At 64.9% G+C, this 13,079-nt stretch carries 20 protein-coding genes; 12 read left to right on the top strand and 8 right to left on the bottom strand.

The window, feature by feature from the left end; all coding sequences use genetic code 11:
* Positions 1–85 precede the first annotated feature (85 nt).
* From FFS18_RS00535 to FFS18_RS00525, 3 genes are all read right to left on the bottom strand, one after another.
* Positions 86–526, bottom strand: a complete 441-nt coding sequence (locus tag FFS18_RS00535) for a DUF1330 domain-containing protein (protein ID WP_137869313.1) — start codon at positions 524–526, stop codon at positions 86–88.
* Positions 523–1,074, bottom strand: coding sequence for a GNAT family N-acetyltransferase (locus tag FFS18_RS00530; RefSeq protein WP_137869312.1), 552 nt, complete (start codon positions 1,072–1,074; stop codon positions 523–525). Before FFS18_RS00530 ends, FFS18_RS00535 begins: the two co-directional genes overlap by 4 nt.
* A gap of 179 nt (positions 1,075–1,253) precedes the next feature.
* The gene (locus FFS18_RS00525; RefSeq protein ID WP_120216748.1) at positions 1,254–1,643 is read right to left on the bottom strand and encodes a glycine zipper 2TM domain-containing protein; all 390 of its coding nucleotides are present in this window, start codon (positions 1,641–1,643) and stop codon (positions 1,254–1,256) included.
* 181 nt (positions 1,644–1,824) lie between these two features.
* Between FFS18_RS00525 and FFS18_RS00520 the strand changes: the two genes are divergently transcribed.
* Positions 1,825–2,046 (top strand): hypothetical protein, encoded by a 222-nt coding sequence (locus tag FFS18_RS00520; protein WP_120216747.1) that lies wholly within the window; start codon positions 1,825–1,827, stop codon positions 2,044–2,046.
* 29 nt (positions 2,047–2,075) lie between these two features.
* Positions 2,076–2,993, top strand: coding sequence for an EamA family transporter RarD (rarD, locus tag FFS18_RS00515; protein ID WP_137869311.1), 918 nt, complete (start codon positions 2,076–2,078; stop codon positions 2,991–2,993).
* A gap of 143 nt (positions 2,994–3,136) precedes the next feature.
* Here the strand turns inward: rarD and pyrC are convergent, their stop codons facing one another.
* Positions 3,137–4,159 (bottom strand): dihydroorotase, encoded by a 1,023-nt coding sequence (gene pyrC / locus FFS18_RS00510; protein ID WP_137869310.1) that lies wholly within the window; start codon positions 4,157–4,159, stop codon positions 3,137–3,139.
* Between the two features lie 60 nt (positions 4,160–4,219).
* Between pyrC and ygfZ the strand changes: the two genes are divergently transcribed.
* From ygfZ to FFS18_RS00495, 3 genes are read left to right on the top strand one after another with little or no spacing between them, the layout of a single operon-like run.
* Entirely contained in the window at positions 4,220–4,948 is a 729-nt protein-coding gene (ygfZ, locus tag FFS18_RS00505; RefSeq protein ID WP_137869309.1) for a CAF17-like 4Fe-4S cluster assembly/insertion protein YgfZ, read from the top strand.
* A gap of 31 nt (positions 4,949–4,979) precedes the next feature.
* The gene (locus tag FFS18_RS00500) at positions 4,980–5,570 is read left to right on the top strand and encodes a hypothetical protein (protein ID WP_137869308.1); all 591 of its coding nucleotides are present in this window, start codon (positions 4,980–4,982) and stop codon (positions 5,568–5,570) included.
* 35 nt (positions 5,571–5,605) lie between these two features.
* Entirely contained in the window at positions 5,606–6,166 is a 561-nt protein-coding gene (locus FFS18_RS00495; protein ID WP_137869307.1) for a retropepsin-like aspartic protease family protein, read from the top strand.
* Between the two features lie 9 nt (positions 6,167–6,175).
* Here the strand turns inward: FFS18_RS00495 and FFS18_RS00490 are convergent, their stop codons facing one another.
* Positions 6,176–6,481, bottom strand: a complete 306-nt coding sequence (locus tag FFS18_RS00490) for a YdeI/OmpD-associated family protein (protein WP_137869306.1) — start codon at positions 6,479–6,481, stop codon at positions 6,176–6,178.
* 84 nt (positions 6,482–6,565) lie between these two features.
* Here FFS18_RS00490 and FFS18_RS00485 point away from each other — a divergent pair, with 84 nt between their 5' ends.
* Positions 6,566–7,234, top strand: a complete 669-nt coding sequence (locus FFS18_RS00485) for an MBL fold metallo-hydrolase (protein WP_137869305.1) — start codon at positions 6,566–6,568, stop codon at positions 7,232–7,234.
* Between the two features lie 124 nt (positions 7,235–7,358).
* On the opposite strand, the gene FFS18_RS00480 is transcribed toward FFS18_RS00485, so the two are convergent.
* The gene (locus FFS18_RS00480) at positions 7,359–7,799 is read right to left on the bottom strand and encodes an MAPEG family protein (RefSeq protein ID WP_137869304.1); all 441 of its coding nucleotides are present in this window, start codon (positions 7,797–7,799) and stop codon (positions 7,359–7,361) included.
* Between the two features lie 325 nt (positions 7,800–8,124).
* Between FFS18_RS00480 and rpmF the strand changes: the two genes are divergently transcribed.
* The 5 genes from rpmF to FFS18_RS00455 all read left to right on the top strand — a co-directional run bounded on the left by rpmF (position 8,125) and on the right by FFS18_RS00455 (position 11,176).
* On the top strand, positions 8,125–8,304 hold the full coding sequence (gene rpmF, locus FFS18_RS00475; RefSeq protein ID WP_137752963.1) for a 50S ribosomal protein L32: 180 nt from the start codon (positions 8,125–8,127) through the stop codon (positions 8,302–8,304).
* A 22-nt stretch (positions 8,305–8,326) separates the two neighbouring features.
* A complete protein-coding gene (plsX, locus tag FFS18_RS00470; protein ID WP_120216738.1) occupies positions 8,327–9,361 on the top strand; it encodes a phosphate acyltransferase PlsX in 1,035 nt (344 codons plus the stop codon).
* Positions 9,358–10,323: a beta-ketoacyl-ACP synthase III gene (locus FFS18_RS00465; protein WP_137869303.1), complete on the top strand. Its 966-nt coding sequence runs from the start codon at positions 9,358–9,360 to the stop codon at positions 10,321–10,323. The genes plsX and FFS18_RS00465 overlap by 4 nt, the downstream gene beginning before the upstream one ends.
* Positions 10,324–10,475: 152 nt before the next feature.
* Complete coding sequence (locus tag FFS18_RS00460; protein ID WP_120216736.1) at positions 10,476–10,769, top strand: integration host factor subunit alpha; 294 nt, start codon at positions 10,476–10,478, stop codon at positions 10,767–10,769.
* A gap of 14 nt (positions 10,770–10,783) precedes the next feature.
* Complete coding sequence (locus FFS18_RS00455) at positions 10,784–11,176, top strand: MerR family transcriptional regulator (RefSeq protein WP_137869302.1); 393 nt, start codon at positions 10,784–10,786, stop codon at positions 11,174–11,176.
* On the opposite strand, the gene FFS18_RS00450 is transcribed toward FFS18_RS00455, so the two are convergent.
* Positions 11,075–11,800, bottom strand: a complete 726-nt coding sequence (locus FFS18_RS00450) for an NAD(P)H-dependent oxidoreductase (RefSeq protein ID WP_212743001.1) — start codon at positions 11,798–11,800, stop codon at positions 11,075–11,077. The genes FFS18_RS00455 and FFS18_RS00450 overlap by 102 nt on opposite strands.
* Between FFS18_RS00450 and FFS18_RS00445 the strand changes: the two genes are divergently transcribed.
* Positions 11,741–12,484, top strand: coding sequence for a TetR/AcrR family transcriptional regulator (locus tag FFS18_RS00445; protein ID WP_137869300.1), 744 nt, complete (start codon positions 11,741–11,743; stop codon positions 12,482–12,484). The genes FFS18_RS00450 and FFS18_RS00445 overlap by 60 nt on opposite strands.
* On the opposite strand, the gene FFS18_RS00440 is transcribed toward FFS18_RS00445, so the two are convergent.
* Complete coding sequence (locus FFS18_RS00440) at positions 12,481–13,032, bottom strand: SixA phosphatase family protein (protein ID WP_137869299.1); 552 nt, start codon at positions 13,030–13,032, stop codon at positions 12,481–12,483. The two genes, FFS18_RS00445 and FFS18_RS00440, sit on opposite strands and share 4 nt — an antisense overlap.
* Positions 13,033–13,079: the final 47 nt, after the last annotated feature.

The raw sequence follows: 13,079 nt of genomic DNA, 5'->3' as shown, positions 1-13,079 counted from the left end.
GCTAACACTCCCTTAATCTTTGACCCGGATTGCCCGATCCTGGTTAAAAAGGCGCAAAGAAAATGCGTTAACGGGTAACGCTTTGTTAGCCGAAAACTGTCTCGGACAGGGACGCTTTCGGGTCGCAGCGGATGAGCCGCGAGGTTGCGACGGCCGCCTGACGGTGGATGACGGCCTGTCGATAGACCGTATCGGTGACCATTTCCATGAAGGCGGCGCTGGTCGGATATTCGGCGATGAACATCGCATCCCAATGTTCGGCATCGGGTCCGATGACCATCGCCTGCATCGTCCCGCGCCACACGATCCGGCCGCCGACGCGCTGGAATATCGGTCCGCTGTCGGCGCCATAATGGGCATAGGCGTCGGCGCCGCTCAGCCCTTTGTCGGCCAGCCCATGGTCGGCGGGGTAGGTCGCGGTGGCCTTGAAGCGAACGAGGTTGAGCATGTGGATCACGCGATCGCGCGGCAGCGCCTTGAACGCATCGAACTGCGCGCGTTCGGGGTCGATGTGCTGGTCGGTCATGGCAGGAACTCCTTGCGCTTGATCCGCCAGGCATCGGCGCTTTGCGTCCAGGCGTCCACCGGTGCATCCTCGAACGGCGCGGGCAGTCGGGTCGGGCCGCTGTTGGTCGCGCCCAGCCGTGCAGCGAGCGCCTGCGACCGCGTGTTGGCGGGGTCGATGCTGTGCATCAGTTCGGGCCATTTCAGAAATTCGACGGCAAAATCGCACGCGGCGACCGATCCTTCGAATGCGTAGCCTTTGCCGGCAAATTTGGCGCGCACGCCATAACCGATCTCGGGCGCGGGCCAGCCGTCGGGCTCCCATGGCCCCAGCCGTCCGACCCATTCGCCGCTGGCGCGTTCGATCACCGAAAACATCGAGAAACCGCGAATATGCCATGCGCCGGCGAGCGTGCACCACTGGCGCCAGGCCGCGGCGCGGGGGCAGGTGCCACCGATGAATTTCATGGTTTCGGGCTCGGCGCACATTTCGGCGAACGCGTCGAAATCCTCGGCGGCGGGCGGTCGCAGGATGAGGCGCTCGGTAACGAGCAGCGGGCCGTTGAGCATGGTAGATCCTCTCCCGTTGATCAGGGAGAGTGCTTGTGGGCCAAGTCGCTCGGCGGGACAAGCGCCGGCTGAAGGCCAGACACGATGTTGAGGGCGCCGACGACCAGGTCGACGCCCTCTCCATCACGTGTGCGGGCGGAGGGGTCTCGGACCCACACCCGTAACGGGGTCTCTATCGCTTAGCGGCAGCGATATTTGTCGCGGTCGATCTCGCGGCCGATCAGCGCGCCGCCCGCGGCGCCAATCACCGTACCGAGCAGCTTGTCGCCGCGACCGGCGATTTCATTACCGGCGAGGCCGCCGACGGCGCCACCGATCAACAGGCCCGTGGTGCCATTGTCGCGCTTGCAGCGATAACGACCATCGTCACCGCGCCAGACGCGGGTGTTCGCATGGACGCGCTGGTCATGGTAATGACGCTTTTTACGCTTGTGAAAGCTGCTCGACTGATCGAGTTCATGAAAGCCTGGCGCCTTTGCGGGGGCCGTCATCCCGGCATAGGCCGGAGCGGTCAGGGCAACGCTGGCAGCGGCGATGGCGCCCATCAGGCCTTTGTTGAAGTTACGCATCTTATAATCCTTTCCTGGCGTCGCGCCTTGTGCCGCTGGACGGCTTTGGGCGCTTCGAGGAGAAAACGACCCACGCCCTAATCGCGTTGCATGAACGCGGGGCAACAAGATGAAGTGAGCGCTATCATCGACGAACCGAAAGGGACTTGCTGGTTGCGCGGCGGCATGCGACAGTCCCGAAATGCTCAATATTGCCTCGCTCGTCATCGGCGCCATCGCTCTGGTTCTGGCTGTTTTCGCCTTCATTCCGCTGTTGGGGTGGGCAAATTGGGTCATCGTTCCTTTTGCCGTTGTCGGGCTCGCGCTCGGCGCCATGTCTAGCAGCACCAGCGGTCGCAATCTGAACATCGTCGTGATCGTCATCGGCGTAGTCCGCCTGATGCTGGGCGGCGGCATAATCTGAATTTCGGCCGAAAGGCAGGTTTTTTGTCCATGGTTCAGCCGACCGTCCCCGCGGCGCGCGAGCAGCGCGGTCTGCCCTATGCGCTGGGCGCCTATGCGATCTGGGGCTTTGTTCCGCTGTTCTTCAAGCTGCTGGAGGCGGTGCCGCCGGTCGAGGTGCTGGCGCAGCGGATCATCTGGTCCTTGCCGCTGTGTTTCGTGATCATGGCGTTTCGTCGCCAGATCGGCGAATATCTGGCGGCGCTGAAAGATTGGCGTGTGCTGCGCCTGCTGCTCGCGAGTTCGCTGCTGATCGCGCTCAACTGGCTCGTTTACATCCATGCGGTGTTTACCGACCATGTGCTCGCGGCCAGCCTTGGCTATTATCTCAACCCGCTGGTCAATGTGCTGCTCGGCATGATCTTCCTGGGTGAGCGATTGTCGCGGCTACAGGCGGTTGCCGTGGTGATCGCGGCGATAGGCGTTGCGATCTTGCTCGCCGGGGCACTCGACACGCTGTGGATCAGCCTGACGCTGGCGCTGAGCTTCGGAACCTATGGGCTGATCCGCAAGGTGGTGCCGGTGGGTTCGCTCCCGGGGCTGGCGATCGAGACGACCTTGTTGCTGCCCGTGTCGCTGGCGGCGGCGGTTTATTATCTCTGGATCGGCGACGGGCTTGGCTTTGGGGCGAGCGCCAAGATCAGCTGGCTGCTCGCGGCGGCGGGCGTCGTCACCGCGATACCCCTGCTGTTGTTCGCGACCGCGGCGCGGCGGATGAGTTATGCGGCGCTAGGGTTCGTCCAATATCTGGCGCCGAGCATCGCCTTTTTGCTTGGGCTGTTCGTGTTCGATGAACCGCTGAAGCCCGCGCAGCTGTTTTGCTTTCTGCTGATCTGGCTCAGTATCGCGGTGTTCAGTTTTGATATGTGGCGCAAGATGCGCGCGGAACGGATGGTGACGGTGGCCTGAGTTTGATCCTCCCTGTGGCGAAGCCATGGGGAGGGGGACCGTTCGCGAAGCGAATGGTGGAGGGGCCGCCACGGTAGCGCCAAAGCCCCTCCGTCAGCGCTTCGCGCTGCCACCTGCCCATGGCTTCGCCACAGGGAGGATCGTTAGACCAGTCGCCACCCCAGCGTCTCACCGGCGTGGAAGGGCACCACTTCGCCGATCCGGTCGGGAACGACGACCGCGGCGCGCTCCAAGGTCACCGTGCCTTCATTGAGCGGCAGGCCGTAAAAGCGTGGCCCATGTTCGCTGGCGAACCCCTCGAACCTGTCGAGCGCGCCATCCTCGTCGAAGGCCGCGATATAGCTTTCGAGCGCATAGGGCGCATTGAAGATCCCCGCGCAGCCGCACGACGCTTCCTTGGTATGCACCGCGTGCGGCGCGCTGTCGGTGCCGAGGAAGAATTTGGGCGAGCCCGAGGTCGCGGCGGCGCGCACCGCGAGGCGGTGATGCTCGCGCTTGGCGACGGGCAGGCAATAGGCGTGCGGGCGGATGCCGCCGACCAGCATCGCGTTGCGGTTGATGTGGAGGTGCTGCGGGGTGATCGTTGCCGCGACGTTGGCGGGGGCGCCCGCGACGAACTGCGCCGCCTCGGCCGTCGTGATATGTTCGAAGACGATCTTGAGGTCGGGGAGGGCGCGGACGAGTGGTTCCAGTGTGCGCTCGATGAACACCGCCTCGCGGTCGAAGATATCGACGTCATGGTCGGTGACTTCGCCGTGGATCAGGAGCGGCATGCCGATCGCCTGCATTCGCTCGAGCACGCCCATGATGTTGGCGACGTCGGTGACGCCATGCGCGCTGCCGGTGGTGGCGTGCGCGGGGTAGAGCTTGGCGGCGGTAAACACGCCTTCAGCGTGGCCGCGCGCAATTTCGTCGGCGTCGGTGGCGTCGGTCAGATAGGCGACGATCAGCGGGGTAAAGTCGAGATCGGCGGGGACCGCGGCGTTGATCCGGTCGCGATAGGCGCGGCCTTCCTCGGCAGTGGTCACCGGCGGCGACAGATTGGGCATGACGATCGCGCGGGCGAACTGGCGCGCGGTGTAGCGCGCGACATGGGTCAGCATCGCGCCGTCGCGCAGGTGAACGTGCCAGTCGTCGGGGCGGCGGATGGTCAGGCGGTCGGTCATACGGCTCTCGCGGGTAAAATGGGCGCTTGGTTTTGGCTGCGGCGTCCCTAGATTATCGCCATGGCCAATACCACCCTCATCAACCGTGCCCTGATCCGTCTGTCAGGGGACGATGTCCGCGGATTCCTGCAGGGTTTGGTCACCAACGACACGTCGGGCGATTTGCCGGTCTGGGCGGCGCTGCTGTCGGCGCAGGGCAAGGCGCTGTTTGATTTCCTGATCTGGGGGCATGGTGACGACATCTTGATCGATTGCGAGCGCGATGCGGCGGGCGATCTGGCGAAGCGGCTGACGCTCTATCGCCTGCGCCGTGCGATCATGATCGAGCACGAACCCAACCTCTGCGTCCATTGGTCCGTCGAGGGCGATGCCGGCGTCGTCGATCCACGGCTGCCCGAGCTGGGCCGGCGCTGGCTGGCGCCCGCCGATGGCGATGCGGGCGCGGACGAGGCATGGCGCGCGCACCGGCTGGCGCTGGGCGTCACCGAAGGGCGCGCCGAGCTGGGCGACGGGACGAGGCTGTGGCTCGAATGCAACGCCGCCGAATTGAACGGCGTCAGTTTCTCCAAGGGCTGCTACGTCGGACAGGAGAATACCGCGCGGATGAACTGGCGCCAAAAGATCAACCGGCGGCTGGTGGTGGTGCCGATCGCCGAAGCCGATGAAAAACGGCAGGTGATCGGCTATCCCGATCTCGGCTGGTCGGTCGAGCATCGCCGGATCGAGAGCATCGACCCCGCCGTAGCCTCGCCCTGGATGCGCGGTGCACTGGTGCCGTCGGGCGCCTGACAGCCGGAACGATCTCTGCTATGGTGCGCTCATGCGCGCTTTCCTGATCTCGTCGGCGCTGGTCGCCGCTTTCGCTACGCCGACATTTGCAACCGAGACCGGCGCGCCTGCGCCATTGTTGACGGCCCAATATGACGCGCCTGTACCGCTGGCGCGTCTCGTTCCGCTGGCCGCCGATTCCGCGTGGACGGCGCGCTTCGCGGCGGCGGCCGACGAGCTGGCGGTGGCGCTGCGTTCGGGCGACGAGGCGCGCTGGGCGCCGCTGCTGGGCGGCAAATGGCTGGCCGCAACCGATCGGGCGCGGGTGGCGGCGCTGCTCGGCGACGCGGGAAGTCCTTTTCGGGATGCCCTGTTTGCAACGACCGGCCCGGCGCGCGTGATTCTGGGCTGGAGCGCGCCGTCGTCGTTGAACGCCGATGAACGCGCGGCGATCGAGGCGGGCCAAGAGGCCGAAGCGCTGGTCTGCTGGTCGACAGCGCGCGATGGCGCGGCGGTCTGGCCGAAAACCACGGCAGAGGCCGACAATCGGACGGGCCGCCCCTATGCTTGCGCGCGGATCGCGTATAGCATTCGCGGCGAAAAGCCGACGTGGCGCGCCTTCATCGAACAGCAGCTCGCTTAACCATTCTCCAACCCAAATTTGCGACAAGCCGCGCCATGTTCGGGCGCTTCCTTGGTTTGACCGCGGTCATCGCAGCGGTTTCGATCGGCATCGCCGGGGTCGCCATCCGCGCGCCCGGCAGCGATGCCCGCGCGGCTGCCGATGCCGATGCCGATGACAACAGCAACTGGACGACCCAGCGCAGCCGCAGCGGCGGCTGGGATTCGTCGACCAGCAAGCCGCGTTCGTCGGGGGGCGAAGTCCGGCTCGGCCGATCGGGCGATTCGCATTTTTACGCCGACACCAATATCGACGGCACCAATATCCGGATGATGGTCGACAGCGGCGCTTCGATCATCGCGCTCACCCGCCGCGATGCCGAAGCAATCGGGATCGATGTCGATCGGCTGCCGATCGGCGGCATGGCGCGCACCGCGGGCGGCGAGGTTCCGATGCGCACCGTGATGCTCGACAGCGTCGAGGTCGACGGACTGGAAGTGCGGCAGGTGCAGGCAGCGGTGATCGACACCGACATGGGCGTGTCGCTGCTCGGCCAAAGCTATCTGTCGCAGCTCGATGCGGTGAATGTCGAAGGCGACACGATGACGCTGCGCTGAGGCGCCGCGCTATTTTGCCTTCTTGTCGATCAAAACCGCCTGTTGCCATCGGCTTGGCGCTTTGTCGGTGCGGTGGATGCACCCGGCCCAGCAGCATGGCCGCTTCTTGCCCTCGTGCAACTCCTCGATCGTCCGCTCGATCCGGCGTGTCCGCGTCTTGGCCTGTTTGGCGTCGTCGACCCAGCAGATAAACTCGTTGCGGCCGAGCGGGGTCAGGCTTTGCCACAGCGCCAGCGCCGCGGCATCCGACGTCAGGGCCGCCTGCATATCGTTGCCCGCGACATGCACGGTGCCGTGAAGAAAGGCGTCGGTCATGGCCCGGAAGAATAGGAGGCCTCGCTCGGCGGGTCAAATCGGCGGTGGCTTGCCATTTGCACCGCTTTTCCCCACATCACCGGCATGAACGCTCCCCAACCTCCGATGCGCGCGGCGATCGTGCCGGTCACCGCTTTCCAGCAGAACTGCACCCTGCTTTGGTGCACCGAAACCAACAAGGCGGCCTTTGTCGATCCGGGCGGCGACCTGCCCAAGCTGAAGGACGCGGTGCGGCAGACGGGGGTCGAGGTCGAGAAGATCCTCGTGACCCACGGCCATATGGATCATTGCGGCCAGGCCGGGATGCTGGCGAAGGAACTGGGCGTGCCGATCGAGGGGCCGCACGAGGATGACCGCTTCTGGATCGCGCAATTCGCCGAGGATGGCGCGCGGTTCGGCATGATCGGCGAAACCTTCGAACCCGATCGCTGGCTGGTCGATGGTGACACGGTGACGGTTGGCAATCTGACGATCGACGTTATCCACTGCCCAGGCCATACGCCGGGCCATGTCGTGTTCCATCATGCGCCGTCGAAGCTGGCGATCGTCGGCGACGTGATTTTTCAGGGATCGATCGGGCGCACCGACTTTCCGCGCGGCAATCACCAGCAATTGCTCGATTCGATCACGCAAAAGCTGTGGCCGCTCGGCGGCGACACGACCTTCCTGCCGGGGCATGGCGCGCACAGCAATTTTGCGCATGAGCGGCGGACCAACCCGTTTGTCGGCGATATGGTGTTGGGGACGGCCTAATTCTCCCCTCCCGCTTGCGGGAGAGGCTGGGGTTGGGCAGCGACCTCGCTATGCCCACCCCGCTGCGACTAGCGAGCAAGCTCGCAAGTCTCGCTGCCCCTCCCGCGAGCGGGAAGGGAGAGGTTTACTTCGGCGCCACCACCATCGTTTCCTCAATCTCGGTCGTCGTGATGCTGGTCGGCGTCATATATACGATCCACAGCGCGCCGAGCGCCAAGCCTAGCTGGGTCAGCATGGTGATGATTGTGCCAACCATGCGGCCCCACATCATGCCGTCCATGCCGATCGCGTGCAGGATACGCCCGACGAGGTACAGCGCGCCGACGCCCCACAGCCACATCGACGAGCCGAGGCCGAGTTCGACGAGCGCGAGCAGGATCAGCACAAAGGCGGTGTTTTCGACAAAATTGCTGTGCGCGCGCATGCGGCGGGTCACCATTTCGCTGCCGCCGTCGCCGATGAAGACCTTCTCCTTGGTCCGCACGCGGCCGACGCGGATCGACAGCCACAGGTTGAGCAGCGCCGCGCCTGCGGCAATCGTCAGGCTGATTGGCAAGATTATCATATGCGTCCCCCCATTCGTCCGCAGCTGTTGTCGCCGGACGCTGACCGAGTGTGTGGCATCGCACCAACGGATCGGCAAGAGCGTCACATTCGTCCGTCGATTGTCATGCGCGGGGGTTGCCTTTGCGGGCAAAAACGCTATAGCCCCGCCCGATCCGGCACCCGACACCTTCTGGCGTTGAGGCACCCTTCGGCGGACGATTTCCCTGTCACTATCGGACCGGGACAAAGTATCGCACGGCGGGCGGGCCAGTCATTTCCGGCAACGGCGATGACAAATCCGGGTAGCCGATTCGTGACACACTATTGAGAATGCAGGAAATATCATGGCCGTTCCCAAGCGAAAAACCTCGCCCTCGAAGCGCGGCATGCGTCGCAGCCACGACAGCCTGAAGGTCGAAGCCTTTCAGGAATGCCCGAACTGCGGCGAGCTGAAGCGCCCGCACAACCTGTGCAATGCCTGTGGCCACTACAACGGCCGCGAAGTGCTGTCGGTCGGCGCCTGACCCCTAGCCGGAGCGCGAATACATGGCACTGACACCGCGAATCGCGATTGATGCGATGGGCGGTGACGTCGGCGTGCGCATGATGCTCGCCGGCGCTGCGATGGCGCGCCACAAGCACGACGGCCTGCGCTTCATTCTCGTCGGCGACGAGGTGCAGATCAAGGCGGCGCTCGACAACCACCCGAATCTGCGCGCGGCGTCGGACATCATCCACACCGATGGCGTGGTGACGGGCGAGGACAAGCCGAGCCAGGCGATCCGCAAGGCGAAAAGCACCTCGATGGGGCTCGCGATCGACGCGGTGAAGCGCGGCGATGCCGGCGGCGCCGTGTCGGCGGGCAACACCGGCGCGCTGATGGCGATGGCCAAGCTCGCGCTGCGCACGATGCCGGGGATCGACCGGCCCGCGCTCGCGGCGCTGCTGCCGACGCTCGGCGCCAACGACGTGGTCATGCTCGACCTTGGCGCCAATACCGAATGCGACGCCACCAACCTCACGCAATTTGCGGTGATGGGCGCGGCCTATGCGCGCACGGCGATGGGGCTGGAACGCCCGCGCGTCGCGCTGCTCAACATCGGCACCGAAGAATTGAAGGGCACCGACGAGATCCGCGATGCCGCGGCGTTGCTGCGCGCCGCCAAAGGGCTGCCGATGGAGTTTACGGGCTTTATCGAGGGCGACAAATTGTCGCGCGGCGATGTCGATGTCATCGTCCACGACGGTTTTTCGGGCAATATCGCGCTGAAGACGATCGAGGGGACGGCGCGCTTCGTCACTGATCTCTTGCGCCGCGCCTTTACCAGCTCGACGCGCTCGAAGATTGGTTTCCTGATCTCGCGCCCGGCGACCGAGCTGCTGCGCCATCATCTCGACCCCAACAACCATAATGGCGCGGTGTTCCTGGGCCTCAACGGCGTCGTGCTCAAAAGCCATGGCAGCGCGGACGCGAAAGGGGTCGCAAATTGCGTTCACCTGTGCGCCGAGCTGATCGAAAAGGACATTACGCGGCAGGTGACCGAGGATCTGGCGAATTTCCGCAGCGGCGACGCGGCGTGACCGTGCGTGCGATCCTGGCCGGAACCGGTTCGGCGCTGCCGCGCACCCGGGTGTCGAACGCCGAACTTGCGGCGCGGGTCGACACCAGCGACGAATGGATCGTCGAGCGCACCGGCATCCGTTTCCGCCACATCGCCGAACCTGACGAGACGACCGCGACGCTGGGCGCCGACGCCGCCAGACAGGCATTGGCCGCCGCCGGGCTGGAGCCGTCCGACATCGGGCTGATCATCGTCGCCACCGCGACCCCCGACAACACCTTCCCGGCCAGCGCGACCAAGGTCCAGGCGCTGCTCGGTGCGCCCGATTGCATCGCCTTTGACGTGGCCGCGGTCTGTTCGGGCTTCCTCTATGCGGTATCGGTCGCCGACTCGATGCTGCGCACCGGCGCGGCAAAGCACGCGTTGGTGATTGGCAGCGAAACCTTCAGCCGCATCCTCGACTGGGAAGATCGCACGACCTGCGTGCTGTTCGGCGACGGAGCGGGCGCAGTGGTGCTGTCGGCAGAGGATGTCGAGGATGGCCGCGGCATTCTCGCAACCCGGCTGCACGCTGAGGGCAAATATTGCGACATGCTCTATGTCGATGGCGGGCCGTCGACCACCGGCACGGTCGGCCACGTCCGCATGCAGGGCCGCGAAGTGTTTCGCCATGCCGTGACCAACCTGGCGTCGGTGCTGGGCGAAGTGATGACCGACGTCGGGCTGTCGCCCGACCAGATCGACTGGATTGTCCCGCATCAAGCGAACAAGCGGATCATCGATGCGACCGCCAAAAAGCTGGGCCTGCCCCCCGAGCGCGTCGTGCTGACGGTCGACCAGCATGCCAACACCTCGGCAGCGTCGGTGCCGCTGGCACTCGACCTCGCGGTACGCGACGGACGGATTAAGCGCGGCGACCTGGTCGTGCTCGAAGCGATGGGCGGCGGCTTTACCTGGGGCGCGGCGGTCCTGCGCGTCTGACCTGCGGCTTCACCGCATTAACTCCTCGTCCCATCCATTTCAGTTTGGCGGATTAATTCGCTTTTGTTACATAGGGGCACGGGACTCGTGACGGTGGGGGCTGTCCGGGACCGGTTTGAACATTTTCGCTTCACGAGGGGGAAGGGACCGTCATGACCGCAGGGACGCTTACGCGAGCCGATATTGCGACGCGGATCAACCAGCAGATCGGGTTGTCGCGCAACGAATCGGCGACGATCGTCGAATCGATTCTGGACCATATGTCCAACGCGCTGGCGGACGGGCAGAATGTCAAAATCTCCGGCTTTGGCACCTTTGTCCTGCGCGACAAGGCGCAGCGTATCGGTCGCAATCCCAAGACCGGCATCGAAGTGCCGATCCTGCCGCGCCGCGTGATGACCTTTCGCGCCAGCCAGACGATGCGAGCGCGCGTTGCCGGTAAATAATCCAGGCCTCGGCCATGGTGGGGTTTGACGTGCCGGACGACAGCGGCAAGGCGCCCACTGCCATGCTCGCGATCGGCGAGCTGGCCGACCGCATCGGGGTACCGACGCACGTCCTGCGCTACTGGGAAACGCGCTTTCCGCAACTGAAGCCGCTCCAGCGCTCGGGCCGCCGCCGCTATTACCGCGCCGAGGATGTAGCGCTGGCCGAGCGGATCCATCATCTGCTGCATGTGCAGGGGTTCACGGTCGACGGCGCGCGCAAGGCACTGACCGACGGCAGCGCCAAGGCAGCCGTAACGGCGCCATCATTGCCCGCGACCGGGAATGGTGCAGCGCGCGAGGGCACGGGCGTTCCGGTCGCGGCGCTCGTCGCGCTGCGGGCGCGGCTGGCGGCGGCGCTGCGCTGACCGTCGGGCGGCGGCGCGACTGGCTTCGCCGACGCCGATCTGTGCACCGATCCGACGTGCTTCAACCAGAAGCTCGCCGGTGGTGTCGGCATCGGCGATCGAAAGCATGTTCGACGACAGCACCGGCGCCCCGCAATAATCGAAAATGCCATGGTCGATCTGCGTCGTCATTGCCTGCAAATATCCGCGGCGCGTGTACATTTCGGACCCTGCGGCGGCGACCGCCACCAGATGGACGCGTAGCCAGCCGAGCTTCTTTTCCACCTTACCGTCCGCGTTTTCGTCATAGGCCCAGCCGTTGGTGAAAACGCGGTCGATCCAGCCTTTCAGCAAGCCCGGCATCGACCACCAATAGACCGGATAGACGAGGATCAGGTTGGCAGCGCGTTCGATCCGCAGCTGTTCGGCGCGCGCGTCATCGGCGAGTGGTCCCTCGACGTTAAAGGCCGCAACATCGCTGCGTGAGAAGCGCGGATCGAAACCTTCCTCGCTGAGATCGGCGATTTCGACGCTGTTGGCGGGCGACGCTGCGATAATCGCGTGCTCAATTTCGGTCGCTACGGCATGGGTCAAGGCGGCGGGATTGGGGTGCGAAACGACGATCAGGCTGTGCATCGGTTTCATCTTTCGGGACAGTTGCGGGAGCGTGGCATATCGTTATATACTATCAGTAAGATACTAAAGGTATATAGTGTGTCAAGCCCTCCGCCACCGGAATCCGATCCGCCGTCCCGCCAGCGGCTTTCACGCGATGATCGTCGCCGCCAACTGGTCGCGACGGCGTGGCGGATGATCGGTGAGAGCGGCGCCGACGCCCTCTCGCTGGGGCGCCTTGCCGAGCGGGCGGGCATCACCAAGCCGGTGGTTTACGATCATTTCGGAACGCGCGCAGGCTTGCTTGCCGCGCTGTACAGCGATTTCGACCAGCGCCAGAGCGAGACGTTCGATGCGGCGCTGGCGGCGAGCGACGATAGCCTTGACGCCAAGGCAGCGGTAATCGCCGACTGCTATGTCGAATGCGTGCTGCGGCAAGGCCGCGAGATTCCCGCGATTCTGGCCGCACTGGCGGGATCGCCCGAAATGGAGCGGCTCAAGCGCGACTTTCAGCTGGACTTCATCGAAGACTGCCGATCGACATTGGCGCCTTTCGCAGGGCCGCGGGGGGTCGGGACAGCGGCGTTATGGGCGATGCTGGGAAGCGCGGAAGCGCTGTCGCATGCCGCTGCCGCGGGCGACATCGACGATACCGAAGCCCGCGCCGAACTGCGCGCGATCATTGTGGCGATGGTGGCCCGGACCGTGGCCTAATCGTGATCCATCGCCGGCGCGAGCGTCGGGTCGAGGTCGCGGGGGCGGATGAAGGCGGCGAAGCGGGCTTGTCCCGTGTCAAGATCGTGCCAGTCGGCAATGTCGAGTTCGAGCCGCGCCAGTGCCGACGTCGGCAGTTTTTCCTCGATCTCGGCGCGCAGATCGTTGCCCGCCGATTCGAGCACGAGCATCAGGATGAGATCCTCCAGCCCCGGATTATGCCCTGAAATGAGCAGATGTTCGGCATCGCGGCCGGTGTCGCGGATGACGTCGATCAGCGTCGCGGCCGAGGCGAGATAGATGCGGCGATCCCAATGCGGTTCAAGTGTGTCCAAGTCGGCAGCAGGCTGGAAAATGTCGAGCGTTTCGGTCACACGCACCGCGGGCGACGCAATGATGCGGTCGACGGGTAGTTTTTGGCGCTTCAGCCATTGCCCGACGATCTCGGCGCCGCGCGCGCCGCGTTTGTTGATCGGGCGGTCGAAATCGCGCTCGACCTGCACGTCCCAACCCGATTTGGCGTGGCGCAGGATCGTCAAAGTCTTCAAAATCTTCCCCCGCGCGTTCGCGCTTATGCCGTCGTTCGCGAGCCTTG

This window comes from Sphingopyxis sp. 2PD (assembly GCF_005503695.1).
Lineage (GTDB): Bacteria > Pseudomonadota > Alphaproteobacteria > Sphingomonadales > Sphingomonadaceae > Sphingopyxis.
The sequence above is the reverse complement of the archived record's forward strand: the minus strand, read 5'-3'. Positions and strand labels throughout refer to the sequence as shown.